This is a genomic window from Pseudahrensia aquimaris, assembly GCF_042676045.1.
Classification (GTDB): Bacteria; Pseudomonadota; Alphaproteobacteria; order Rhizobiales; family Rhizobiaceae; genus Pseudahrensia; species Pseudahrensia aquimaris.
On record NZ_JBHTJV010000003.1, the window covers coordinates 719,249 to 742,403 of the forward strand.

Genomic DNA, 23,155 nt, shown 5'->3' on the forward strand with positions numbered 1-23,155 from the left:
TGCTCTTACTTTCTTTTCACGGCATGTTGGCGCAGTAGCAAGCCCTGATTCCCTGCCACTTTTTTATTGCCCACATTTCCTGCAAGCGAGACGCATCGTGACCGTTCGTCGACTGAGCGAAAACATCATCAACCAGATTGCCGCCGGTGAAGTTATCGAGCGGCCCGCCAGTGTTGTGCGAGAATTGCTTGATAACGCTGTGGATGCGGGTGCGACGCGTATCGACATCGTAACCGCAGGTGGCGGGAAAAAGCTCATCCGTGTCACCGATAACGGACGCGGCATGACACGGGATGACTTGGCGCTTGCAGTGGAGCGTCATTGCACCTCGAAATTGACTGATGATCTCGCAGCCATCAATTCGCTTGGTTTTCGCGGCGAAGCGCTGCCATCTATCGGTTCGGTGGCACGGCTTACCATTCGCTCGCGGGCGCAAGGTTCGTCGGAAGGCTGGGAGATTGGTGTCGAAGGCGGCAAAGAAATTGCAATCAAACCGGCTGCGCTGACAAATGGCACGGTGGTGGAAGTGGCCGATCTGTTTTTCGCCACCCCGGCCCGGCTCAAATTCCTAAAGACCGACCGTGCTGAGGCCAACGCAATCACCGATACCGTCAAGCGCATCATCCTTGCCCATCCGCAGATACATTTTGCGCTTTCAGGCAGTGACAGGCAGGCGCAGGACTATCCAGCTGTTGCCGGAGACGAAGCCTTTGCCAAAAGGCTTGAACAGGTTTTGGGCCGGGAATTCATCGACAACGCGCTCGCCATCGACGCAGAGCGCGAAGGCGTGCGGCTTACAGGGCATGCAAGTCTGCCGACTTTCAATCGTGGCAATCAGTTGCACCAGTTTCTGTTCGTCAACGGCCGCCCTGTGCGCGACAAGCAACTCACAGGTGCCGTGCGCGGGGCGTACATGGATCATCTTCCGCGGTATCGCCATCCGGTTCTGGCGCTTTACATCGACATCGACCCAGCGCTTGTGGACGTGAACGTGCATCCAGCCAAGGCCGAGGTGCGGTTTCGAGATGCGGGACTGGTTAAAGGTTTGATCGTCGGTGCGTTGCGCGAGGCCATTCATCAAGCGGGCCATCGTGCCTCCACTGAAGGCGGAAGCGCGATGCTGGCTGCCCTTCGCCCTCAGGCTCAACCGGGGGGGGCGTCCAGCAATTCGTTTGGGGGAATGTCTGCGCCACCGCCGAACAGACCCCAGAACTACGATTGGCAAAACTCGCCCAATAGGCCGACTGATGCGGCAAACGGCTTTGCAGAACAATCGCAAGCCGGTTTCGACATGACCGGTGCACCGTCTGCGGATGTGCGAGCTCCGATTGATGAGCCGGAACATCTCACCGCGCAGCCACTTGGTGCGGCGCGAACGCAAGTGCATGAAAATTACATCATCGCGCAGACGGACGATGGCATGGTCATCGTCGATCAGCACGCGGCCCACGAACGCCTTGTCTATGAACGCATGAAGGCGCAATTGGCGCAAAGCGGCATCGCGGGGCAAGGTTTGTTGATCCCCGAAATCATCGACATGCCCGAAGAAGATGTAAACCGCCTGACAGAGCACGCAGAAGCCCTACAGCGGTTTGGGCTTTCAATCGAAGCCTTCGGTCCAGGTGCCATTGCGGTGCGCGAAACACCAGCGATTTTGGGCGAGGTCAATTGCGAAAAACTGCTGGCCGATCTGGTGGATGAAATTGCGGAATGGGGTTCGGCTTCTCTGGTGGGCGAGAAAATCGACCACGTTGCCGCCACCATGGCCTGCCACGGTTCGGTGCGTTCAGGCCGCAGACTTTTGCCTGATGAAATGAACCAGCTTTTGCGCGATATGGAAGCGACACCGAATTCCGGTCAATGCAATCACGGGCGCCCGACCTACGTTGAATTGAAGCTATCTGACATTGAGCGCCTGTTCGGCAGGACTTGAATTTGGCGCCTGTTCGTGGCCTTTTAAAACCTTGGAGGAGAGCCAAGTTATGTTGAAGAAACTGTCCGTTGACGGTCCCGGCGAAGCGAAAATCCGCTTTCTGGAATCCGGCTACCAAGTTCTAGTGCCCGGCACATTCGTTCGCTGCGCGGTGACCGGCAAGGCCATTCCACTGGATGAGTTGAAATATTGGAGCTTCGACCGGCAGGAAGCGTATATCGACGTGGAAGCCTCGTTTGCGGCGGAAGAAAAAGCGCGGAGCTAGGCAAGAGTCTTTTCGCGGTTTGCCCTACGAATAGCTTTTGCCTGCGCTATCATTTTTTCCAGCAAGCCTTCCACTGTTCGCGGATTATCAAACGTCAGATGAATGCGTAAAGGGTGGCTTTGCGTGTGTAATAGTTCTTGTGCCCCCCCCATGCGGCGCAAGCGAATGTGATCTTTTTCAGTCGTCACCAGAACAAGTTTTTCCGCACTGGCATAAGACAACAGTTCGCGGCATTCTTCGGTGGAAAACGGATGATGGTCGTGAAAATTGCGCACTTCCACAATTTCCGCACCCGCCTGTTCGAGACTGATGTGGAACTTCTTGTTGTCTGCCAGACCTGAAAAAGCGAGCACACGACGGCCTTCGAAATCCTGCGGGTTGTCGATGGAGATCTGCGCTTCAAGGATGGGCTTTGCAGCGCGGGCCGCCTTGCGGATCACCTGCGCAGCACCCGGAGCCTTTCCGATCAGCAATACAGCGTCACTTGCTAACAACTGGATGCCGAGATTAGCGCGAACCGGACCAGCTGGAATGCAAAAGCCATTGCCTATCCCCCGCCGTGCATCGACCACAGCCAGCGAGAAATCCTTGTGGAGGCTGGGGTTTTGAAAACCATCATCCATGATGATGATGTCGACCCTTTGCTCAACCAAAAGCGCTGCTCCCGCTGGTCGATCGGCAGCAACAACCGTGGGCGCTTGCTGCGCCAGAAGAAGAGGCTCGTCGCCGACATCTTTGGCGTTATTCTTTTCCGTATCAACTAGCGTAGGCGTATTGACCGAACCACCATAACCCCGGCTCAAAAAGCCATGCTTCAGTCCCATATCTTTCACTATGCGGCCCAGCGCCAAGGCGGTTGGTGTCTTGCCCGCACCGCCAGTGATGAAGTTGCCTACACACACAACAGGCACGTCAGCCATGTTGCTCGCCTTCTGCGTCATGCGTTTGGCGGCTACGCGACCATAGATGAAGCCAAGGGGAGAAAGCGCCCATGCGGGCACTCCAGCTTTGGTGAACCAAAAAGGAGGCGCTTCGCTCATTTAGCGGCTCCAGAGGCATTGCTTGCACTCGCGGCACGGTTTTTATGCTGCTGCAACCCGACCTGTACGCGCAGGGGCATGATGTAGGCGTCTAACGACAGGGTTGTACGTTCCAACGCGCCAGTCATGCCATCGACTGTTTCGCGTGCAGCGTCGCGCATCATTTCAAGATCGCTTCGCTTACGCAGCAAATGCAGGACGTGACTTGCCAGCATGTTCTCGTCGCTCACCAGACGCGCACCGCCAGCATCAAGCAATTTTTGATAGGTCTCGCGGAAGTTTTGAACATAGCGGCCAGAAAGAATGGCAGCACCGGTCATGGCAGGCTCGATTGGGTTTTGCCCCCCTTCTGCTGCGAGCGATTTGCCCATGAAGGCAATTTCCGAAAGGCGCAGATAAAGGCCCATTTCGCCGATGGTGTCACCAAGAAAGACATCTGTATGCGAACCGATAGACTTACCAGACGAGCGGGTAACGACATTGAGCCCTTGTGCTTGCAGTTCCTCTTCGACTTCACGCGAGCGGTCTGGATGGCGCGGCACGATGATCGTCAACAGTCCCGGCGCGTGGCTGGCCACCATGCGATGCACTCTGCCCATTATGGCCTCTTCGCCGCGATGGGTGGAAACAGAGACCCAAGTTGGGCGGTCTTGAATTTGGGACTTTATCTTCGCCAGAACTCTCTCATCAACTTGCGGCACACCAACGTCTGTTTTCAGATTGCCAGCCACCGAAACCCAAGGCGCACCGAGCGAACGAAAGCGTTCGCCGTCGGTCTCAGATTGCGCGATAACCTGCGAAAGCTGGCCAAAAATCGCCTGCGCCAGCGCGGGGCGCTTTTGCCATCGGCGGTTTGAGCGGTCGGACATACGGGCGTTGACGAGTATCTGCGGCACGTTGCGCTTGGCGAGTTCCGAGATTGTCATTGGCCAGATTTCGCTTTCCGCGAAAATCACCAGATCAGGTTGCCAATGGTCGAGAAAACGGCGCACGGCGCGTTTAACATCCATCGGCACATATTGGTGGATGGTCCGCTCGGACAGGCGGTCTTCGGCAATCGAAGCCGACGTGACGGTGCCGGTGGTAAAAACCAGATTAATGCCAAAGCTTTCCATGCGTTTGATGAGCGGCATGATTGCAAGCGATTCGCCCACGCTTGCGGCATGAAGCCAGACCAATGGGCCTTCGGGGCGTTTCCAGCTTGCATAACCGTAGCGTTCGGCTCGACGGCTGCGGTCCTCTTTACCCTTGCGGGCACGGGCGCGCAAAAACGGGCCAGAAAACGGATACAAAATCGATCCGACACCGCGGTAAAGCATCAAGGCGGTTCTGGCCCAGAAATCTGCCAAAGATACGTTTCCTGTCATGCTTGCCGATGCATCGTGCAGCGGTGAGATTTGTCTTCGGCCTGGACGGCTTTAGCCGTTTTCCGGGTCCAACAACCTGTGCAGATGAGCCACGTAATAGCGCATATGGGCATTGTCGACCGTTGATTGGGCTTTGGCTTTCCATGCCGTACGGGCCGACTCAAAATCTGGATAGACACCAACAATGTCAATCTCGTCCAAATTCCGAAAACGGTTGCTCGTCAGACTTTCCAATTCGCCGCCGAACACGAGGTGCAGCAATTGTTTTTCTTGTTTTTCACTCATCAGATGGCTCCAAAATAAGGTGAGATTAGGCTTGGCGCTGTTTATTCATGGCGCGACGGGCGAGATCAAGCATTTCATCGTGATGATCCGCATTCGATGCCACTAGCGAGCCTTGACGGGTGGACGGGCAATTATAGCTCAGCGCTTTTGAGCGCATGTCCGTTAGCCGACCACCAGCCTCGTGAACGATCAGATCCGCCGCTGCCAAGTCCCAGTCGCGGGCTGAACCGCGAGCGAGTGCGACGTCGATTTCGCCCATCGCAACCATAGCCAGACGCCATGCGAGGGAGGGTATGAACGGCGTTTTTTCAACTGCACGGTCCGCGAAGTCTTCCGTAGCGTTGAGGAAAGGGCGCGGGCCGGTCATGATCAGCGTGTCCGTCGGTGCGCGAACGCTGGCGGTTCCGCCATCAAGCATTGTGCCAACGCCGAGCGCAGCGCTCAGCGTTTGTTGCAGGACGGGCGCGACCAGAACACCAACGACCGGACGGTTATCTTCAACCACAGCAATGGAAACGCACCAGCGGTCCATGCCGTTGATGAAGCCGCGTGTGCCGTCAATTGGGTCCACCACAAACGTGCGCAGCGCACCCAGCCTTTCGTCGCTATCTTCCGTCTCTTCCGACAACCAACCGTAGTCAGGTCGCGCCTCGAGCAGCTTCTCTTTCAAAAAAGCATCCACCGCGAAGTCAGCTTGCGAAACGGGGCTATCGCCCTCTTTCCACCAGACTTCCGGGTCCTTTCCGAAATAGGAAAGCGCGATTGCACCAGCTTCGCGGCCCAGCTCTTCGACCAGTTTCAAGTCTTTGCGGTTGGGTTCAGCGTCCGGCAATAGTCAGGCCTTCAATGGCAATGGCTGGCGTGTGGATGCTGCCCTGCGTGTCGATTTCGCTTGCTGGCTCCAACCGCTTAAACATGTCTTTGAGATTGCCTGCGATGGTGATTTCGCTCACCGCATAGGTGAGTTCACCGTTCTCGATTCGAAAGCCGCTGGCACCGCGCGAGTAGTCGCCCGTTACCATATTTACGCCTTGCCCGATCAGCTCTGTTACCAAAAGACCGGATTTCGTGTCAGCAATCATCTGCGCCAACGAACGCTGCCCAGCGTCGAGCGTCAGGTTTGTTGTACCAGGGCTGGTGCTGGAGCCAGAGCGGTTGGCGCGACCGTTGGTTGCAAGACCAAGTTCGCGGGCGGTGGCACTATCAAGAAGCCAGTTTTGTATCACACCACCATCAATCAGCGGCAGATCTTCAAGCGCCACGCCCTCGCCGTCAAAGGGACGCGAAGCGAGGCCGCGCAACCGGTGAGGCCGATCTGTTACGCGCACTGTTTCGCTGAAAGCGGCCTCGCCCATCGCATCACGCAAAAACGATGTCTTACGCACAACCGATGCACCGTTCAGCGCGGAGACCATGTGACCAACCAATGATCGCGCCATGCGCGGCTCGAATATTATCGTTCCCTGCTGGGTAGGCAGCACTTGCGGCGACAGTCGTTTAACCGTGCGTTCGCCTGCTGTCTTTCCGATGGATTGAGGGTCGCGCAAGTCTTTTAAGTGGCGCTTGCTGTCAAAATCGTAATCCCGCTCCATGCCGGTTCCTTCGCCAGCCACGGCGGAGACGGACAAAGAATAGCGGCTGGCGGCGTAAGATCCGATGAAGCCGTGGCTTGTGGCCAAAACCGTGCCCCCAATAGAGCGGCCACATCCTGAACCAGAGGATTTGGTCACACCTTTGACGGCCAGTGCAGCCTCCTCGCATGCGCGTGCGCGCTCTGTCATTTCTTCGACGGTAAGGACCGTGTTGTCCAGCAGGTCTAAATCCGGAAACTGCTTGGCGAGACGCTCTTCGTCCGCCAATCCACCATAGGTGTTTTCAGGAGAGACTTTCGCCATTGCCACCGCACGCTCGGCCAATATCGCCGCATCGCCTCCGCGATTGGCCGACACACTTGCGGAACGGTTTCCGACAAACACTCGAAGTGAGAAAGCATCGTTTTCTGACGCGTCAATTTCTTCCACCGCACCATTTCGTATGTCCACCCCAGTTGATCGGCTGGAGGCTACAACCGCGTCGCCAGCGTCCGCACCAGCGCGTTTGGCGGCATCCACAAGCTCGATTGCACGGTCTTGCAGCGGTTTGAGATCGAAGTCGGAATCAGTGGGGTGGTTTTGCACGCTGGCGTTCTCGTTTTCTCGGCTATCACTGCATAAGCAGTGCGACCGTGCGCTTCAAGACTGACATTGCCGCACGCTTCATGCTATTGGCGAACAATGGCAACCAGCACCACCCTTTTCCTCGATGCGACCGTTCTTTTGGGCGGTGCGGTAATTGCCGCGCCGTTGTTCAAAAAGATCGGGCTTGGCACCGTTCTGGGCTATTTGTTCTTGGGTATTTTGCTCGGCCCCGTCATCAATTTCATCCATGATGGAGAAAGCGTTTTGCATGTAGCCGAACTCGGTGTTGTGTTGCTGTTGTTTATCGTTGGCTTGGAACTGAAGCCTGCGCAGTTATGGAACATGCGCAGCGAGATTTTTGGGCTTGGCGCGTTGCAAGTATTTGTCAGCGGCGTTGTGATCGCAGCGCTCTCTCTGCCTTTTGGCGTAGGGCTTTCCACCGCCATCGTAATCGGCTTTGGCCTAGCGCTTTCCTCAACAGCTTTTGCACTACAGTTGCTGGAAGACGCGCGCGAACAGCACACACCGCACGGCAAACGCGCCTTTTCGATTCTGCTGTTTCAAGACATCGCCATCGCACCACTGCTGATTATGGTCGCAGTGTTGGCGGCTGGCTCTATGGAGCTTTCGATGGAAAGCGCAAAGCTGGTGGCCATCGCAGTTGCCAGCCTGATAGGCTTGGTGCTTGTGGGCCGCTATGCATTGAACCCACTGTTTGGAATCATCGCCAACACAGGTGCGCGTGAAGCGATGATTGCAGCTGCCTTGTTCATCGTGATGGGTGCCGCACTGCTGATGAACTATGCCGGACTTTCCATGGCAATGGGCGCTTTCATCGCGGGTGTAATGCTCGCAGAATCCTCCTATCGCCATGAGCTTGAAGCCAATATCGAGCCGTTTCGTGGAATTTTACTGGGGCTGTTTTTCATTGCCGTTGGGCTATCGGTCGACCTATCCACTGTGTTAGAAAACTGGCTGATTATCGCGCTTCTGGTGCCAGCACTTCTGACGGTAAAGGCGGCCATTCTTTATGGACTTTGCAGGGCATTCGGGTCACCGCACAACATCGCGGTCAAGGTTGCAGCAGTGCTGCCGCAGCACGGTGAATTCGGGTTCGTGCTGTTTTCCGCTGCCGCCTCGGCCGCTCTGCTGGACAGGGAACAAGCGTCTCTATTGATCGCTATCGTTACGCTTTCGATGGTGCTGACGCCGCTTTGCGTGAAGCTGGGTTCAATGCTGGTTTCTGAATCGCAGCACGAACATATGGAAGAAGACTTCGAAGGCGCGGAAGGGTCGCGCATTCTGATGATCGGTTTTTCTCGGTTAGGGCAAGTGACCGCTCAAACACTGCTGGCGGGAGGCTGCGAAGTGACTATTCTCGACACCAGTGCCGAGCGTATTCGCAATGCTGCGAAGTTTGGTTTCCGCATTTATTTCGGCGATGGCACCCGCAAAGATGTGCTTCGGGCGGCAGGCATAGAAAAAGCAACAATGGTCGCCGTTTGCACCAACAAGGTGGAGGTCACCAACCGCATCGTGGATTTGATCCGTAATGAATATCCCGACATCAACCTGTATGTGCGTTCTTACGACCGTGCCCATGCGCTGGAACTGCTCACCAAAGATGTGACATTCCAAATTCGCGAAACATTTGAATCGGCGCTCAAAATGGGTCGGGCATTGTTGGAGGGTTTGGGGCATTCCGCCGAGGACGCGCAATTGATCATCAACGATGTGCGTCGGCGTGACCTGGAACGCTTGCGGATTCAGGCTCGGGAAGGTTCAATTATGGCGGGCTCCGAGAACCTTCACATTAAACCCGTGCCCGAACCCTTGGTGCAGCCGCGCCAAGAGGCTCAGCCTTTGGACGAGAAAACGGAGCAGGCGCTTCAGGGTGACGACGACACTGCGGACGCCAAGGCATGAGCGCTGCGACGGCGGTCGAGCGCGGAAAATTCTTAACCGGTAGCACAATGCGCCATGTGATCGTGATGACGTTGACGGCATCGGCGGGCCTCGTCTCGGTCTTCTTCATCGACGCACTGAACCTTTTTTACATCTCGCTGCTGGGCCAACAGGCGCTGGCGGCGGCGGTGGGCTATGCCACTACTATCCTGTTCTTTTCCTTTTCCATCGGCATCGGCATGTCGATTTCTGCTTCTGCGCTTGTGTCACGCGCCATTGGTGCTGGAGAAACAGAACGGTCGAGGAAAATGGCGACAACCGCGCTGATTTATCTGGCCGTGGCTATGGTGGTGTTTTCAACGCTTCTGTTTTTCACCCGCCATGCAACCCTCGCCATGATCGGTGCGCAGGGTGAGGCCTTGGAGATGGCAGCTCGCTTTATGGCGATCGTCATTCCTTCCATCCCGCTGGTAGGATTTGGCATGTGTTTCGGTGCGTTGCTGCGCTCGAAGGGTGACGCTAAACGGGCCATGTATGTAACGCTGTCCGGCGCTGCTGCTGCAATGGTTCTTGATCCGCTGCTGATCTTCGGGTTTGACATGGGCTTGGATGGCGCCGCTTATGCAACCGTGTTGTCTCGGTTGGTGATTGTGGCGGTTGGCCTCCACGGCGTGCATAAGGTTCACAACATGCTGGGGCGACCCGATGCGGAAGACTTTATCGGCCATCTGCGCCCGTTCATGGGAATCGCCCTGCCCGCGCTGACGACGCAAATGGCAACGCCCGTCGGCAATGCTTATGTGACAGGCGCGATTGCCGAATTTGGTGATGACGCGGTGGCAGGATGGGCGATTGTCGGACGGCTCATACCTGTAGCCTTCGGTGTTATCTTCGCACTTTCAGGCGCGGTGGGGCCGATCCTCGGACAGAACTACGGAGCTAAGGATTACCCGCGTGTGTTGCAAAGCATGAAAGATGCGTTTGTCTTCACGCTGGTGTTTTGCCTCAGCGTCTGGCTGCTTCTGGCGCTTGGAAAAGACGGGATCATCTGGCTTTTCGGCGCGTCGGGTGAAGCGGCGGATATCATCTCAATTTTTTGCCTATGGGGCGCAGGAACATTTGTGTTTGCAGGGGCGCTGTTCGTCGCAAACGCGGCCTTCAATAATCTGGGCAAGCCACTGCTTGCGACGGCCTACAATTGGGGACGTGCAACGCTTGGAACGATACCGTTTGTATATTTCGGAATGGCATGGGGCGCAGAGGGCGTGATCATCGGCTGGAGCCTTGGTGCGGTGGTCTTCGGTGGCTTGGGTGTGCTGTCGGCCTATCGCTTGGTTAAAAACCTGCCCGAGACAGATGGTGGCGGGCCAATCGACCCGCCAACACATTTGCCACCGAGTGCCAACTCACCGTTCACTACGGCAAAGGGTGCAACGACTGGTTGAACACCTCAGTTCGTTAGCTTCTGGCCAACTGTCACCTGCGTTGGCTCGCCGCCAAACAATTCATTCGCCACCCGTTTTGCCTGCTCAAGCGTGACTTGGTTGAGATAGTCCTCGCGGCGATCGATATAATCCAAACCAAGATCAGCCTGCTGAATGGCGACTAGGACCGAGGCGATCTTGCTGGACGAATCTAAATTGGAAATCGCGTAGGTGCCGATGATGAACTTCTTTGCTTTTTCCAATTCTTCGGCCGTTGGACCCTCTTCACCCATCCGCTTCATTTCTGCGCGCATGATGTCGATAGTCTGTTGCGCGGCAGCAGCGTTGGTGGCCGAACCGGCTCCGACCGTTCCCGCATAGTCATAAGTCCCAAGGAATGAATAGACACCGTAGGCCAAACCACGCTTCTCGCGCACTTCTTCATAAAGGCGTGAGGAAAACGAGCCGCCACCAAGCACGTGGTTGACCAGATAGGCAGCGAAGAAATCCGGATCATCGCGCTTCAGGCCGGGCATGACAAAACCGATGGTTGTCTGCGGCACATTTAGATCTACGTGGATGGATTTACCCGCTTCAATGGTCGCTTCAGGGATAGCTCTCAAATCTGCCTTTTCTGGCAGGCTTGCGAATACCGCGTCCAGAATGGGTTTCAATTCGTCCGCGCTGATCGCACCAACCACGCCGATAACAAGATTATCGCGGGCAAATACCTTGTCCTTGTAGCCCCGCAGATCATCAACGCTGATCGCTTCAATCGTCTCCGCCGTGCCTTCACTTGGCCGCGCATAGGGGTGGTCGCCAAATGTCGCTTCGCGCAGGGCCTTGGCCGAGAGCGTGCGCGGGTTATTCTCTTGGCGGCGCAGATTTGTCAGCGCGGAGGTTTTCATGCGCTCGATTGGGTCTGCATCAAAGCGCGGCTTGTTGAGCATCAATGCCAACATATCGGCGCTCTCCACAAAATTGATGCGCAGCGCTTTGATGCCGCCGGAGAAATTATCCAGACTGGCGTTGAAGCTATACTCCACGCCAACCTCATCCAGCTTTTCCTGAAACGCCTTGCTTTCAATATCGCCAGCGCCTTCATCCAGCAGTGTGGTCAACAGGCGGGCTGTTCCTTCTTTGCCGTCAGCATCCTGCAACGATCCGCCTTTGAAGGAGAACTGGAGAGCCACGATTGGCACAGTGTAGTCTTCCACCAAAAGCGCGGTTACGCCTTTTTCAGAGGTAACAGTTTGAATTTCAACCGCGCGGGCCGGCAAAAGGGCTAGTGCAAAAAAGGTGAAAAGTGTCAGGCCAGCGATGAGGGCTTTCGCCGGCGTTTGGGTTAGACGGTTCATGGCTTAGCCCTCCTTCGGTTGTTCAGTGGTGGCAGCTTTCCTCGCAGCCGGGCTCAGTGTTCCAGTCACGGAGGCGTTGATGTCGAGATATTTTTTGGCAGCCGCATTCACATCTTCCAGTTTGGTGGCCATCATATCGTCGGGCCATTTCTCGATTTCTTCAACGGTCGCGCCAATCGCCAGAGAGGCACCGTAGATGCGGGCCAAGGTCGATTGGCTGTCACGCGCCATAATCGTGGAGCGCAGCAAGCGCTTTTTGGCACGGTCGAGTTCCTCCTGGGTGACGCCGTTTTCGCGCACATCGGCGATCACTGCGTCAATGGCAGCCTCTAGCTGCTCAACTGTCACGCCAGGGCGCGGTGTCCCATAGAAACCAAAGGTCGTGTCATCCTTGGAACTACCCTGATACCAAGCGCCTGCGCTGGAGGCGATCTTGTCCTCGATGACGATCTTGCGTTGGATGCGGCTGGTTGCACCGCCACCTATGATCTCACTCAGCAAGTCGAGTTCTTCGCCAACTTCGCCGCCCTCAGCGCTGTAATATGACGGCACCAAATAGCGTCTCTGCCAGCTTGGCGTGGTCACACGTTCGTGCGTCATGGAAATGCGGTGCGGTGCGCGGAACGGTGGCTCGCTCAGGCGCACGCGGTTGCCTGGTTCGGCGCGGCGAGCAACCTTGCCGTATGTCTCCAGCGCCAATTTGCGAACCTCTTCTGGGTCCACATCACCAGCAACCACCAAGATAGCGTTATTGGGCGTGTAAAAGCGGTCGTAAAAGTCGATGGCTGCGTCTTTATCGAGTTTCTCGATTTCATGGCGCCAGCCAATGATCGGCACTCCGTAGCGGTGATTCCGATACATCGCGGCAGACATCGCTTCGTTGAACAGCCCTTCGGGACGGTTTTCGATGCGCGAATTGCGCTCTTCGAGAACGACGGACCGTTCTGGGTCAATCACTTCATCGGTCAGAACCAGATTTTCCATCCGGTCAGCCTCGAGCCGCATCATCTCGCCCAAAAGTGATGGTGTGACACGCTGGAAATAGCCGGTGTAATCGTATGAGGTGAAGGCGTTTTCCTGGCCACCGTTTTCGGAGACCTTGGCGGAAAACTCGCCGCCCTTGACCGTTTTAGTCCCTTTGAACATCAAGTGTTCAAGATAGTGCGCGATGCCAGACTTTCCCGGCGGTTCATCAGCAGAACCGGCCTTGTACCAAACCATGTGGGTCACCACCGGTGCGCGGCGGTCTGGAATGATCACCACTTCCATGCCGTTATCCAGCTTGAAATTTGTCACGTTGATACCCTGCTTTGCCTTCGCGGCCAGCGCAGAGACTTGCGCCATCGCAGGTGTTTGGAGTGCAGGCATCGCCACCAGCCCGGCTAAGGCAAAGGCGAGCGCCATCTTTTTCGGTGACAAACGTTTGGCTTTAATAGGCAGTGAAAAGGGCATTTCGGTTCCTTTGATCAAAAGGGCGTGGGCCAGAGTGGGGCGGACCGATAAACGGCTTGGCAGAACATAGACTTGTGAGCAGGTATAAGGCTTTGCAATGGCAGACGCAGTTAACTTTTCGTCATGTGGCGTGATGCCGCTTTTGGTGTGTCATGCCTGAAGTTCGAAAAAACCAATGGCGGTTTCACCAAAATTGCGGCTTTCAATGCTGTTGAAGCCCTGAAGGGCAGAAGGAAGCGTGTCTTTGCGCTCCTCCAAAACCACCAATGCATGCGACGCAAGCCAGCCCTCGCGCAGCAGAGCCGCTAACGCCTGCTCACCGAGCGTTTTGCCATAGGGAGGATCGGCGAAAATTAGATCAAACGGTTCCAGCGCACGAATGGGGCCGGGACGGGTAGCGTCTGTTTTGGAAATTTTCGTTTTTCCATTGAGGCCAAAATTCTCAATGTTGGTGCGCAACAGCCCCCTGCCCTCGATGCTGTTTTCCACAAACATTGCAAAGGATGCACCGCGGGACATTGCCTCCAATCCCAACGCGCCGGTGCCTGCGAAAACATCGAGCACGCGTCCGCCGTTTAGCTTTTCTGGCCAATTGTGAGAGAGAATATTGAACAGGCTCTCACGGGTGCGGTCTGTTGTGGGACGAATAGCGTTGGATTTGGGAACAGCGAGCGAACGCCCGCGCAAACTACCGCCGACGATCCGCATGGCTCTTTCCGGGCTTGGTTCGCGACGGTTTTCCTCTATTGGGCTTAGCGCGGCTGTCTGGCTTTTTGGTATCGAGACGCGCCAGTGAATCTGCCTTGCCAGCGGACTTTCCGCCGCGCTTTTTCTTGACCCCATCTTCCTTCTTGCCAGCTTGAGCAGCCTTGCGTCGTGCATCCTTTTCCAGTGCTTTGCGGTCGATCAAGGGAGCGTCAAATTCCGCGCCCGACGCGGCGATAAGTTTTTCACCAAGTTGATCGCGCAACGTTCGTCCGCGTACTTCGGTGACTTGGCCTCTCGGCAGATCACCCAGTTGGAAGGGGCCATAAGAGATTCGGATCAGGCGGTTCACATCCAAATCAAGCGCGGCGAGCACTTTTTTAACCTCACGGTTTTTGCCTTCGCGCATGGCGAAAGTCAGCCAAACGTTAGTCCCCTGCACCCGCTCCAATTCGGCTTCGATTGAACCATAGAGCACGCCATCAACCGCGATGCCGTCTTTCAGCGTATCGAGACGTTCCTGTGTGATTTGGCCATGAGCGCGAACGCGGTAGCGGCGCAACCAGCCTGTTGACGGCAGTTCCAGGGCACGGGCCAAACCGCCATCGTTGGTGAGCAACAGCAGGCCTTCGGTGTTGATATCAAGTCGGCCAACGGAAAGAACACGAGGAAGATCATCTGGCAGCGCCTCAAACACTGTGGGGCGACCTTCGGGGTCTTTGTTGGTCGTCACCGTGCCGGACGTTTTATGCAGCAACCAGAGCCGTGTGCGCTCTACGGTTGGCATGGGCGCATTATCGACCAGAATTTCGTCCGTGGGCGAAACGTTCACGGCAGGCGAAGTGAGCACCCGCCCGTTCAACGTCACCCGACCGTCCTCAATCCAACGTTCGGCCTCGCGGCGCGAGCAGAGACCAGCACGGGCCATGTACTTGGCAATGCGCATCGGCGCGGCACCGCTCGCAGACGCGGCTTCAGTATCGAAGCTCGTGCCGGCGGATTTCAGCGCGGGCTTTTGGCTAGATGAGGGTTTGAACTGTTTCATGTCGGCTCCCTAACACCTCACCGCGCTTTGCGCGAGACACGTTTGGCGATATGGAAAGGTGATGGGCGAAAGTTTCATGGAAATAGCGCTGGCTGAAGCGCGAAGCGCGGCACAGCGCGGAGAAGTTCCGGTGGGCGCTGTGCTGGTGCGCGACGGCGAAGTTCTTGCGCGTGCTGGAAACCGAACGCTCCAACTGCATGACCCCAGCGCACACGCAGAACTTCTGGTCATCCGCGAAGCGTGTTCCACGCTTGAAAGCCAGAGACTGCCGGATTGCGATCTTTACGTAACACTGGAGCCTTGCGCCATGTGCGCGGCGGCGATTTCATTTGCACGGATTCGGCGGCTTTATTTTGCGGCGGACGATACCAAAGGGGGCGCGGTTGCTCATGGGCCAAGGTTTTTCAATCAGCCTACATGCCACCATGCGCCAGACGTGTATTCCGGAATTGCCCAAAGCGAAGCAACAGCACTGTTGAAAGAGTTTTTTCAGATAAGACGAAGCAAAGGCGTGTAGAGCGAAATCAGTCTTTGCTGTTGAAGATTGAGCCGAAAAGCGACTTGCGGCCTTTCGCATACGGATCAACCTCTTTTTCGCCCGGCACGCCAACAGGAGCTGACTCAGCAGGAGTTCTGTAAGGGGCTGGCGGCTCCGTGAGGTATTTTCGAGGAGCCGTGCCGGAAGCGCCGCGCGACAGTGATCTATCTGCAAGAAAGGCTTCCCGTGCAGCTTTGCGCTCTTCAGGCGTCATGGCGTCATTGTCACGAACATCAGCCGCACCGGGGCGGCGCAACACTTTGGCTCGTTCCGCCGATTCACGTCTTGCTGCAACAATTTCTGGCGGCAATTCACCACCATTCGCTTCTGCGTCCGCCAGATCCGACAACAATTGCTGACGGCGCGCCTCAGGATCAGACGGAAAGTAACCCGCTTGGTTTTCGACGGTCTCCGCTGGTGCTGGCAGTTCCGCCACAGCCGGCGGTTTAACCAGACCCGGACGAGACAAGTAATTGATCGGTTCTTTTTTCTTTTCCAAGCCGCTCATGGCCGCAATTCCCAGCAGATCATCATAAAGCTGTTCTTCTTGGGTTTTGCCGGTGCCATATGTGGAGGTGCCGACACAGCCGGACAGCAGCAGTGCTGCGGCGGGGGCCGCGAGTATGAAAGCTCTCGTGCGAACTACGCTTTTCATTTTTGCTCCATCGGCCGGATATTCGGCTCGGCTTTATTCGGTCGGCGGCTACTAAAGGCCACAACACCGCCGCACAGCGATACCGCACAACAATGCGGCCACAATCCGGCAGTGCGCCACATTTTGTGTGGGCACGCTTATACGCCCACCAAAGCGTAGCCTGGTTGCCTTTACCTACAATTACCGCCCCGCCAATGCAATCGCGGGGCGATCACGACATCTTTCAAGGGTTAAACCTGTTTTGGTCGTTCTATTTGCCTGCCAAAGCCTCAATTTCACGCATAGCGTCAGCGTCACGCAGTGAAAGGTCCGGATAGTCGGGATCGGTACCCACTTCTGGCAAAATACGCCATGAGCGAGCGCATTTTTTACCCTGCGCCATACGGTTGACGACAGCGACGCTAGGGCCGATCTGATCGTAAACAAAAGCCTCTGCCGGACAATCGGGGTGGTCCGTGGCTTTTTCGGTTGGCGAGATCAGCACTTGCGCACCGCATGTGATGAATAATTCATCCGCGTCCAATCCATCAAAGATGCCTGCAAAGCCTGAGCCGATGTAAACCAAGGGCGCAGCTTCCAGCGACGAGCCGATGCGCTTTTCGCGGCGCTCGTCTTCTAGAGCGGTGGTCACCACACGGCGCACGGTGCGCAGTTTTGACCAGCGTTGTGTCAGGCCATCGTTGCGCCATTCGGCCGGAATCTCGGGGAACTGACGCAAGTGCACCGAATCAGCGCTCGGGTTGCGCTCCAGCCATGCTTCTTCGGTGGTGAAGCAGAGGATCGGCGCAAGCCATGCGGTCAGGCAATCGAACAGTTCCGACACGACATAAAGGGAAGCGCGACGGCGCATGGAGGATGGGGCATCGCAATAAAGCGCGTCCTTGCGCACATCGAAATAAAACGCCGATAGCTCAATATTCATGAAATTGAGCAGGCTTGAGAACACTTTCTTGAAGTCAAACGCATCGTAGCCCTCACGAACCGTACCATTGAGTTCAGACAACCGGTGCAACATAAATTGTTCAAGTTCCGGCATGTCGGCATAGGCAACTTTCTCACCATCGTAGTGCGCCAGCGTGCCGAGCATCCAACGCAGCGTGTTACGCAGCTTGCGGTAGGCGTCGATCGCAGTCTTGAGGATTTCGGGGCCGATGCGCAGGTCTTCGGCGTAGTCGGATTGGGCCACCCAAATGCGCAGGATGTCAGCGCCGGATTGCTGGATCACCTGTTGCGGCGTGACCTGATTGCCCAGCGATTTTGACATTTTGCGTCCGTCTTCCGCCATCACGAAGCCGTGTGTCAGCACCGCGTCGTAAGGCGCTCGTCCGCGCGTGCCGCAGCTTTCCAACAGCGAGGAATGAAACCAACCGCGGTGTTGGTCGGAGCCTTCAAGATAAAGATCGGCTGGCCATTTCAGGTCTTCGCGCTGTTCCAGACAGAAAGCGTGGGTGGAGCCTGAATCGAACCAGACGTCGAGAATGTCGTCGATTTTTTCCCAAGCGCTCATGTCATCGACGAAACCCTCTAGAAAGCGCTCTTTTGCGCCTTCTGCATACCACGCATCCGCGCCTTCTGCCTTGAAGGCTTCCGTGATGCGGTCGATGAGTTCTTCGGAGCGGTCAAAATCTGGGCCGGGTATGATTTTGCCGCTCTGCGTGTGGCGGAAGACGCTGATCGGCACCCCCCAGGCGCGTTGGCGCGACAGCACCCAGTCGGGGCGTTTTTCGATCATGTCGCGGAGGCGGTTCTGGCCAGCGGCTGGCACGAAACGGGTCTCGTCGATGGCGGCAAGCGCGGTTTGGCGCAGCGTGCCCATGTTAGAGTTTTCGCCGCCAACCACGCCGTGTTTATCCATGTAGACGAACCATTGCGGCGTGTTGCGGAAGATGATCGGCTTCTTCGAGCGCCACGAATGGGGATATTCGTGCTTTAGGCGGCCACGCGCGAACAGGTTGTTGGCCTTGATGAGCGCAGTGATAACCCGCTGGTTCGCATCACCCTTCTTGCCCTTGTCGTCTAGCACACGAGCGCCTTGGAAACCGGGGGCATCGTCAGTGTAGAAGCCCGCGTCATCGACGGGGAACGGGATGCGCGTGTCGATGCCCATGGCTTCGATCTGCTTGGCGTTCGACATCCAAGCCTCAAAGTCGTCGCGGCCATGAGAAGGCGCGGTGTGGACAAAGCCCGTGCCCGCTTCGTCGGTGACGTGATCGCCAGCGAGCATGGGAACGGTGAAATTGTAGCCACCAAGCTTGGCGTTGGCGAGCGGATGAGCGAGAGAGATTGCTTCGAGTTCTAGCGGTGTTACATCACGCAGCTTCTTCATCTCGACTTTGGCTTTTGCAGCGCACTCTCCAGCCAACTTGTCGGCAAAAATCAGTTTGTCGCCTGCCTGTGGTCCAAAATCATTTTCGGCGCTCGAGACTTCGTAGAGACCGTAGGGAACACGGGGGGAATAGCACACCGCACGGTTGGCAGGGATGGTCCAAGGTGTTGTGGTCCAGATGACGATTGATGCGTCGGCCAATTCCTTTGATCCATGGATCGGAAACTTCACCCAAACCGTATCGCTCTCGTGGATTTCGTATTCCACCTCGGCCTCTGCAAGCGCGGTGCGCTCGACGACGCTCCACATGATCGGCTTTGAGCCACGATAAAGCTGTCCGCTGGCGGCGAACTTCATCAGCTCTTTGGCGATCAGAGCCTCGGAATCGTAATTCATCGTCAGATACGGAGTTTTGAAATCACCCGTCACGCCGAGGCGCAGGAATTCTTCGGTTTGCACACCGACCCAATGGGCGGCGAAGTCACGGCATTCCTTGCGGAATTCGTTGATCGGCACTTCGTCCTTGTTCTTGCCCTTGGCGCGGTATTGCTCCTCGATTTTCCATTCGATTGGCAGGCCGTGGCAATCCCAGCCGGGCACGTAGTTGCTGTCATAGCCGCGCATCTGGAATGAGCGAGTGATGACGTCTTTGAGAATTTTGTTGAGCGCGTGGCCGATGTGTAGATTGCCATTGGCATAGGGCGGGCCATCGTGGAGCACGTATTTCTCGCGGCCCTTGGCGTCTTCACGCAGCCTTTTGTAAAGGTCCATTTCCTCCCATCGCGCGATGATTTCCGGCTCTTTCTTGGGCAGGCCCGCACGCATGGGAAAGTCCGTCTGCGGCAGGTAGAGAGTTTTGGAATAATCGAATGTGTCGCTCGTCTTGTCAGACATTGTTGTCTCGTTTTAATCCGCCGCAATGCGCTCGGTTGGCGCGGGATCGGGCGGCCCGTTCGGGCATGATTGCTTGAAAATCGCTGTTGCCCGCTTTGAAAAGGCGCGGACATGCCTGTTCCCGGTCGCGGCGACAGCCTATCTAAGCCACCTGCCCGACCGGGCTTATAATTCGAAACCGGAAATTGCTCGCCGTTTTGTTCATGGCGATGACTTAGCAAAGGCGGCTTGCGGATTCCAGCGCTTAATATTTCGGCTCTTGCAGCTTATCAAAAATCGCTCGGCGCATGGCTTTGGTTGCCATATTGGGCGCAAAGCGGCCCGCCATGCCAGCAAAGGATGCTGCGATGCCGGGGTAGAGTTCGCTGCGCTTGGTTTTGGCCGCTCGTAGAATGGATTTAGCCAGTTTTTCAGGATCCATGCGCTTGTCGGCCTTTGCGCCGGGCGGTGCGTGTTTTTCAGCATGGGCCGTGCGGATGGGGCCGGGAAAGACCGTCATCACCGACACACCTTTTTTCTTGAACGGCTTGCGCGCGCTTTTGGCGTAGATCGCGATGCCGTCCTTCGTCGCTGCATAAACACTTGCACCGGGATAGCCGACAGCATGAGAGAGCGACGAGATGAAGATGATCTTGCTTTTGGCCGCCATTTTGCCGTTTGCCACAAAAGACGACGCCAGCAGAAGTGGAGCCCGAAGGTTGACGTTGATCAATCTGCGATAGGCGTCGGACGGGATCTCCTCGAATTTGCCTGTGGCTGAAATGCCTGCGTTCAAGATCACCAAATCGTAAGGCAAGGTGCCGGGTTCTTCTGCCAGCAGGCGCAGCACGCCTTTATCTTCCATGTCGACCAGGCGGCTTTCGCACAGGCCAACATGGCTTTGAGTGAGTTCGTGCAGGCCAGTGCGGTTGCGATCGACTGCGACGACCGTGTGACCTTCTGACAGCAATTGCTCTGCCAGTGCGCGGCCCAAACCCTCAACGGCACCTGTGATGAGAACGCGCATTACTGGACCTTCCTTAGGCGGCGCGGAGTGCGCCAGCCGGTACGGAAGATGAAGTTGCGCTTGATGACACGCTCGGCCACGCCGCTTTCTATGGCGGAGAGGATTGCGTTGGATGCGCGGCGGCTTCCCGTAAAGAAGATGCGGAACATACCCGCTTTGAAACCGGCCTTGGCGTGCATTCCGGTGCGGATTGCGCCGGGGTGCAGGATTTGCACATTCGCACGATCGCGCCATTCTTCGCGCAAGCTGCGAGCTAGGCCGCGTTGGGCAGCTTTTGTGGCGGCATAAGTGGCGAATTTCTTGGAGCCTTTGTGCGCGATTGATCCAATCAGCGTGAGTTGCCCCTTTGCTTCAAACAAGGCTGGCGCAATGGCACGGGCGATTTGCACGGGGCTTTCGACATTGACTGCTACTTGCTCTGCCAAAACCTCGGCTGGCTCGTCCGCCGGATTGCCGGCCCAGCCAATACCTGCGTTGAGGATGGCAAGGTCGCAGCCAGTCCAGCCCATCGTTTTCATAGTCTGGACGATGCTGCGGGCAGCCTCTTCCGGTTCAGACTGGTCAGCACGAATGTAAGTGAGCGTTGCGCCGCCGAAAATATCGTCGGTGCGGGCCAGCGGACGGCGGCCTGTGGCGAGCACACGAGCGCCAGCCTGCGCATATTTGCACGCCATCGCAAGGCCGATACCGTCGGTGGCGCCAGTGATCAAAACCCTTTTGCCAATCACACCACTCATTCGACAAGCCCTTCAAAAGCGATTGATTGGTCAAGCGCAGAGAGAGGTGACACTGCCGAGAGGAGTGCACGCGCCTCGGCGCTGTCGCGGTTCATCTGCTCCACTAAGGCTTCCGCACTGTCAAATTTCTCTTCGCCGCGTAAATGGCCAAACAGGGTAATTTCAATCTCCTCGCCATAGAGGTCGTCTTGAAAGTCGAACACAAAGGTTTCCAGCAGAGCTTCGCCGTTGTCGAATGTCGGGCGGCGACCATAACTTGCAACGCCGTTGTGCAGCGAACCGTCAGCGCGGCGCAGGCGCACAGCATAGATGCCGTGGGCGAGACGGCAGTTTTCCGGCAGCGCGATATTGGCTGTTGGATAACCGAGCGTCCGGCCAAGCTGGGCACCTTTGATGACTTCGCCGCGGACGCACCAGCGGTAACCCAGCAGACCTGCGGCTTGCACCACATCGGCGGAACCAAGGCAGCGACGGATTCGACTTGATGAAATGGGATCGGCGTTTTCATCCGCCTGCGCTTCTACGATGGTGACGCCAAAACCTGACTTTTCGCCTTTAGCTTTGAGAAATTCTGGCGACCCTGCCCTGTCCTTGCCGAAGTGGAAATTGAAGCCGGTGACGATATGGCTTGCCCCCGCTGCGGCTAGCAAATGCAAATCGACGAAATCATCAGCGCTTGTGCCAGCGAGTTCGCGGGTGAATGGCAGAACCAGCAAGCCATCAAGCCCGAGTGCGGCAAGCACACGTGCCTTCATATCCTGCGGAGTGAGGCGAAAGACGGGACTTTGTGGCTTAAACAGCGTGCGCGGATGGGGCTCGAACGACAGCGCGGTGCACGGCACGCCTTTGGTACGCGCAAGTTCCATCGCCCGTTCCAGCACGATTTGGTGGCCACGATGGACACCGTCAAAATTGCCAATAGCAACGACGCCGCCACGCCGCGCTTCAGGCAATGCGGTTGTCAGATCATGAATAAAATCGGCGGATGGGAATAACATTGTGCGCGTCTACCAAACCAACCGCGACATCCAGAAATCGGGCGTTGCACCCTGCTCTTTCAGGAAAGTTTCGAGTTTTGCAGTGTCAGGATTTTCCGCGCCACCGTATTCGCCCGCGTGGATACCGCCTGCGATATAAAGAAGGTTGGAGCCGAAATCCTGAGCGCCCTTTACATCGGTTGGCATACCATCGCCAATTGCCAGCATGTTGGATTTGTCGATCGTCTCGCCCGTGAGTTCTGCGACCTTGCGGCTTGCGAGAGCGTAAATCGGCGCATGGGGCTTACCGGCAAGGCGCGTCTCGCCCCCCATTTCAGCGTAGAGCCGAGCCAGGGAACCAGCACACCAGATGAGGCGGTCACCACGCTCCACAACAATATCGGGGTTAGCGCAAATGAACGGCACGCCACGCGCGACTAGAGGCTCAAACCGTGCGCGATAGTCTTCGGGTGTTTCCGTTTCATCTTCGAACAGACCCGTGCAGACGATGGCTGCGGCGGTGTCTTCGCCAACCATTGATGCATTTAGGCCGTCAAACAGGGGCTTGTCGCGGTCAGGACCGAGATGGAAAATAGAGCCATCAGCCTGACGAATGAGTTCGCGGGTGACATCTCCCGAGGTCACGATCTCGTCATAGGTATCACGCGAAACGCCAAGCTCGTCCAATTGCTGGATCACACCGGCGCGTGGGCGCGGCGAATTGGTGATCATCACCACAGCACCACCGGCAGCGCGGAATTGGCCGAGCGCGGCTTCCGCGTCGCGGTAAACGGAAACACCATTATGAAGCACGCCCCATACATCACACAAAAGGGCGCGATATTGGCCAGAGAGTGCGGAAAGACCGTCGATATGCGGGGTCATGGGTAGGAATTTCCGAGCAGCAAAAGGATTGGTGCGAGTGCGGTAAGGCCATGCCCCACGCCCGTCAAGACGCAGGCTTGTCCCATCGGCTGTACGGGTCAGCGAGAGGCAAGACTTCACTTGCGCCACATCAGGCCGTATTGGTTAACCTGATTCGGGCGGGCGGAGGTCGTCGGCGGGC

Annotated in this window: 19 protein-coding genes and 1 pseudogene; 5 read left to right on the top strand and 15 right to left on the bottom strand. The window is 56.6% G+C overall.

Annotation, left to right across the window (positions count from 1 at the left end):
• Nucleotides 1-97 precede the first annotated feature (97 nt).
• Nucleotides 98-1,933, top strand: coding sequence for a DNA mismatch repair endonuclease MutL (mutL, locus tag ACFQ14_RS06880; RefSeq protein WP_377211957.1), 1,836 nt, complete (start codon nt 98-100; stop codon nt 1,931-1,933).
• A 49-nt stretch (nt 1,934-1,982) separates the two neighbouring features.
• Entirely contained in the window at nt 1,983-2,198 is a 216-nt protein-coding gene (locus ACFQ14_RS06885) for a DUF2093 domain-containing protein (RefSeq protein ID WP_377211958.1), read from the top strand.
• On the opposite strand, the gene lpxK is transcribed toward ACFQ14_RS06885, so the two are convergent.
• The 5 genes from lpxK to ACFQ14_RS06910 form a co-directional block, all read right to left on the bottom strand.
• Nucleotides 2,195-3,238, bottom strand: a complete 1,044-nt coding sequence (lpxK, locus tag ACFQ14_RS06890) for a tetraacyldisaccharide 4'-kinase (protein ID WP_377211959.1) — start codon at nt 3,236-3,238, stop codon at nt 2,195-2,197. The genes ACFQ14_RS06885 and lpxK overlap by 4 nt on opposite strands.
• Nucleotides 3,235-4,587, bottom strand: coding sequence for a lipid IV(A) 3-deoxy-D-manno-octulosonic acid transferase (gene waaA / locus ACFQ14_RS06895; protein ID WP_377211960.1), 1,353 nt, complete (start codon nt 4,585-4,587; stop codon nt 3,235-3,237). The genes lpxK and waaA overlap by 4 nt, the downstream gene beginning before the upstream one ends.
• Nucleotides 4,588-4,656: 69 nt before the next feature.
• Complete coding sequence (locus ACFQ14_RS06900) at nt 4,657-4,890, bottom strand: DUF4170 domain-containing protein (RefSeq protein ID WP_377211961.1); 234 nt, start codon at nt 4,888-4,890, stop codon at nt 4,657-4,659.
• Between the two features lie 25 nt (nt 4,891-4,915).
• Complete coding sequence (locus tag ACFQ14_RS06905; RefSeq protein WP_377211962.1) at nt 4,916-5,722, bottom strand: 3'(2'),5'-bisphosphate nucleotidase CysQ; 807 nt, start codon at nt 5,720-5,722, stop codon at nt 4,916-4,918.
• Nucleotides 5,709-7,067: a TldD/PmbA family protein gene (locus tag ACFQ14_RS06910; protein ID WP_377211963.1), complete on the bottom strand. Its 1,359-nt coding sequence runs from the start codon at nt 7,065-7,067 to the stop codon at nt 5,709-5,711. The genes ACFQ14_RS06905 and ACFQ14_RS06910 overlap by 14 nt, the downstream gene beginning before the upstream one ends.
• A gap of 96 nt (nt 7,068-7,163) precedes the next feature.
• Between ACFQ14_RS06910 and ACFQ14_RS06915 the strand changes: the two genes are divergently transcribed.
• A complete protein-coding gene (locus ACFQ14_RS06915; RefSeq protein WP_377211964.1) occupies nt 7,164-8,993 on the top strand; it encodes a monovalent cation:proton antiporter-2 (CPA2) family protein in 1,830 nt (609 codons plus the stop codon).
• Nucleotides 8,990-10,417 (top strand): MATE family efflux transporter, encoded by a 1,428-nt coding sequence (locus tag ACFQ14_RS06920; RefSeq protein ID WP_377211965.1) that lies wholly within the window; start codon nt 8,990-8,992, stop codon nt 10,415-10,417. Before ACFQ14_RS06915 ends, ACFQ14_RS06920 begins: the two co-directional genes overlap by 4 nt.
• A 5-nt stretch (nt 10,418-10,422) precedes the next feature.
• Here the strand turns inward: ACFQ14_RS06920 and ACFQ14_RS06925 are convergent, their stop codons facing one another.
• The 4 genes and pseudogenes from ACFQ14_RS06925 to ACFQ14_RS06940 all read right to left on the bottom strand — a co-directional run.
• Nucleotides 10,423-11,754 carry a M16 family metallopeptidase gene (locus tag ACFQ14_RS06925; RefSeq protein ID WP_377211966.1) on the bottom strand — a complete coding sequence of 444 codons (1,332 nt, stop codon included), beginning with the start codon at nt 11,752-11,754 and terminating at the stop codon, nt 10,423-10,425.
• A 3-nt stretch (nt 11,755-11,757) separates the two neighbouring features.
• Entirely contained in the window at nt 11,758-13,206 is a 1,449-nt protein-coding gene (locus tag ACFQ14_RS06930) for a M16 family metallopeptidase (RefSeq protein ID WP_377211967.1), read from the bottom strand.
• A 150-nt stretch (nt 13,207-13,356) separates the two neighbouring features.
• A complete protein-coding gene (rsmD, locus tag ACFQ14_RS06935) occupies nt 13,357-13,914 on the bottom strand; it encodes a 16S rRNA (guanine(966)-N(2))-methyltransferase RsmD (protein ID WP_377211968.1) in 558 nt (185 codons plus the stop codon).
• Nucleotides 13,898-14,956, bottom strand: a pseudogene (locus ACFQ14_RS06940) (pseudouridine synthase); the annotation flags it as partial. The gene rsmD and the pseudogene ACFQ14_RS06940, both read right to left, overlap by 17 nt.
• A gap of 61 nt (nt 14,957-15,017) precedes the next feature.
• Between ACFQ14_RS06940 and ACFQ14_RS06945 the strand changes: the two are divergent.
• Nucleotides 15,018-15,473: a nucleoside deaminase gene (locus ACFQ14_RS06945; protein ID WP_377211969.1), complete on the top strand. Its 456-nt coding sequence runs from the start codon at nt 15,018-15,020 to the stop codon at nt 15,471-15,473.
• Between the two features lie 7 nt (nt 15,474-15,480).
• On the opposite strand, the gene ACFQ14_RS06950 is transcribed toward ACFQ14_RS06945, so the two are convergent.
• The 6 genes from ACFQ14_RS06950 to ACFQ14_RS06975 all read right to left on the bottom strand — a co-directional run bounded on the left by ACFQ14_RS06950 (nt 15,481) and on the right by ACFQ14_RS06975 (nt 22,974).
• Complete coding sequence (locus ACFQ14_RS06950; RefSeq protein WP_377211970.1) at nt 15,481-16,149, bottom strand: hypothetical protein; 669 nt, start codon at nt 16,147-16,149, stop codon at nt 15,481-15,483.
• 250 nt (nt 16,150-16,399) lie between these two features.
• A complete protein-coding gene (gene ileS / locus ACFQ14_RS06955) occupies nt 16,400-19,369 on the bottom strand; it encodes an isoleucine--tRNA ligase (protein WP_377211971.1) in 2,970 nt (989 codons plus the stop codon).
• A gap of 244 nt (nt 19,370-19,613) precedes the next feature.
• On the bottom strand, nt 19,614-20,375 hold the full coding sequence (locus tag ACFQ14_RS06960; protein ID WP_377211972.1) for an SDR family NAD(P)-dependent oxidoreductase: 762 nt from the start codon (nt 20,373-20,375) through the stop codon (nt 19,614-19,616).
• The gene (locus ACFQ14_RS06965) at nt 20,375-21,112 is read right to left on the bottom strand and encodes an SDR family NAD(P)-dependent oxidoreductase (RefSeq protein ID WP_377211973.1); all 738 of its coding nucleotides are present in this window, start codon (nt 21,110-21,112) and stop codon (nt 20,375-20,377) included. The genes ACFQ14_RS06960 and ACFQ14_RS06965 overlap by 1 nt, the downstream gene beginning before the upstream one ends.
• Nucleotides 21,109-22,110, bottom strand: coding sequence for a bifunctional riboflavin kinase/FAD synthetase (locus ACFQ14_RS06970; protein ID WP_377211974.1), 1,002 nt, complete (start codon nt 22,108-22,110; stop codon nt 21,109-21,111). Before ACFQ14_RS06970 ends, ACFQ14_RS06965 begins: the two co-directional genes overlap by 4 nt.
• A 9-nt stretch (nt 22,111-22,119) precedes the next feature.
• Nucleotides 22,120-22,974 (bottom strand): TIGR01459 family HAD-type hydrolase, encoded by an 855-nt coding sequence (locus ACFQ14_RS06975; RefSeq protein WP_377211975.1) that lies wholly within the window; start codon nt 22,972-22,974, stop codon nt 22,120-22,122.
• Between the last annotated feature and the right edge of the window lie 181 nt (nt 22,975-23,155).

Coding starts and splice junctions, on each gene's coding strand:
- ACFQ14_RS06885 (WP_377211958.1), top strand. CDS start 1,983: ATGTTGAAGAAACTGTCCGTTGACGGTCCCGGCGAAGCGAAAATCCGC.
- lpxK (WP_377211959.1), bottom strand. CDS start 3,238: ATGAGCGAAGCGCCTCCTTTTTGGTTCACCAAAGCTGGAGTGCCCGCA.
- ACFQ14_RS06900 (WP_377211961.1), bottom strand. CDS start 4,890: ATGAGTGAAAAACAAGAAAAACAATTGCTGCACCTCGTGTTCGGCGGC.
- ACFQ14_RS06915 (WP_377211964.1), top strand. CDS start 7,164: ATGGCAACCAGCACCACCCTTTTCCTCGATGCGACCGTTCTTTTGGGC.
- ACFQ14_RS06920 (WP_377211965.1), top strand. CDS start 8,990: ATGAGCGCTGCGACGGCGGTCGAGCGCGGAAAATTCTTAACCGGTAGC.
- ACFQ14_RS06925 (WP_377211966.1), bottom strand. CDS start 11,754: ATGAACCGTCTAACCCAAACGCCGGCGAAAGCCCTCATCGCTGGCCTG.
- ACFQ14_RS06930 (WP_377211967.1), bottom strand. CDS start 13,206: ATGCCCTTTTCACTGCCTATTAAAGCCAAACGTTTGTCACCGAAAAAG.
- rsmD (WP_377211968.1), bottom strand. CDS start 13,914: ATGCGGATCGTCGGCGGTAGTTTGCGCGGGCGTTCGCTCGCTGTTCCC.
- ACFQ14_RS06945 (WP_377211969.1), top strand. CDS start 15,018: ATGGGCGAAAGTTTCATGGAAATAGCGCTGGCTGAAGCGCGAAGCGCG.
- ACFQ14_RS06950 (WP_377211970.1), bottom strand. CDS start 16,149: ATGAAAAGCGTAGTTCGCACGAGAGCTTTCATACTCGCGGCCCCCGCC.
- ileS (WP_377211971.1), bottom strand. CDS start 19,369: ATGTCTGACAAGACGAGCGACACATTCGATTATTCCAAAACTCTCTAC.
- ACFQ14_RS06960 (WP_377211972.1), bottom strand. CDS start 20,375: ATGCGCGTTCTCATCACAGGTGCCGTTGAGGGTTTGGGCCGCGCACTG.
- ACFQ14_RS06965 (WP_377211973.1), bottom strand. CDS start 21,112: ATGAGTGGTGTGATTGGCAAAAGGGTTTTGATCACTGGCGCCACCGAC.
- ACFQ14_RS06970 (WP_377211974.1), bottom strand. CDS start 22,110: ATGTTATTCCCATCCGCCGATTTTATTCATGATCTGACAACCGCATTG.
- ACFQ14_RS06975 (WP_377211975.1), bottom strand. CDS start 22,974: ATGACCCCGCATATCGACGGTCTTTCCGCACTCTCTGGCCAATATCGC.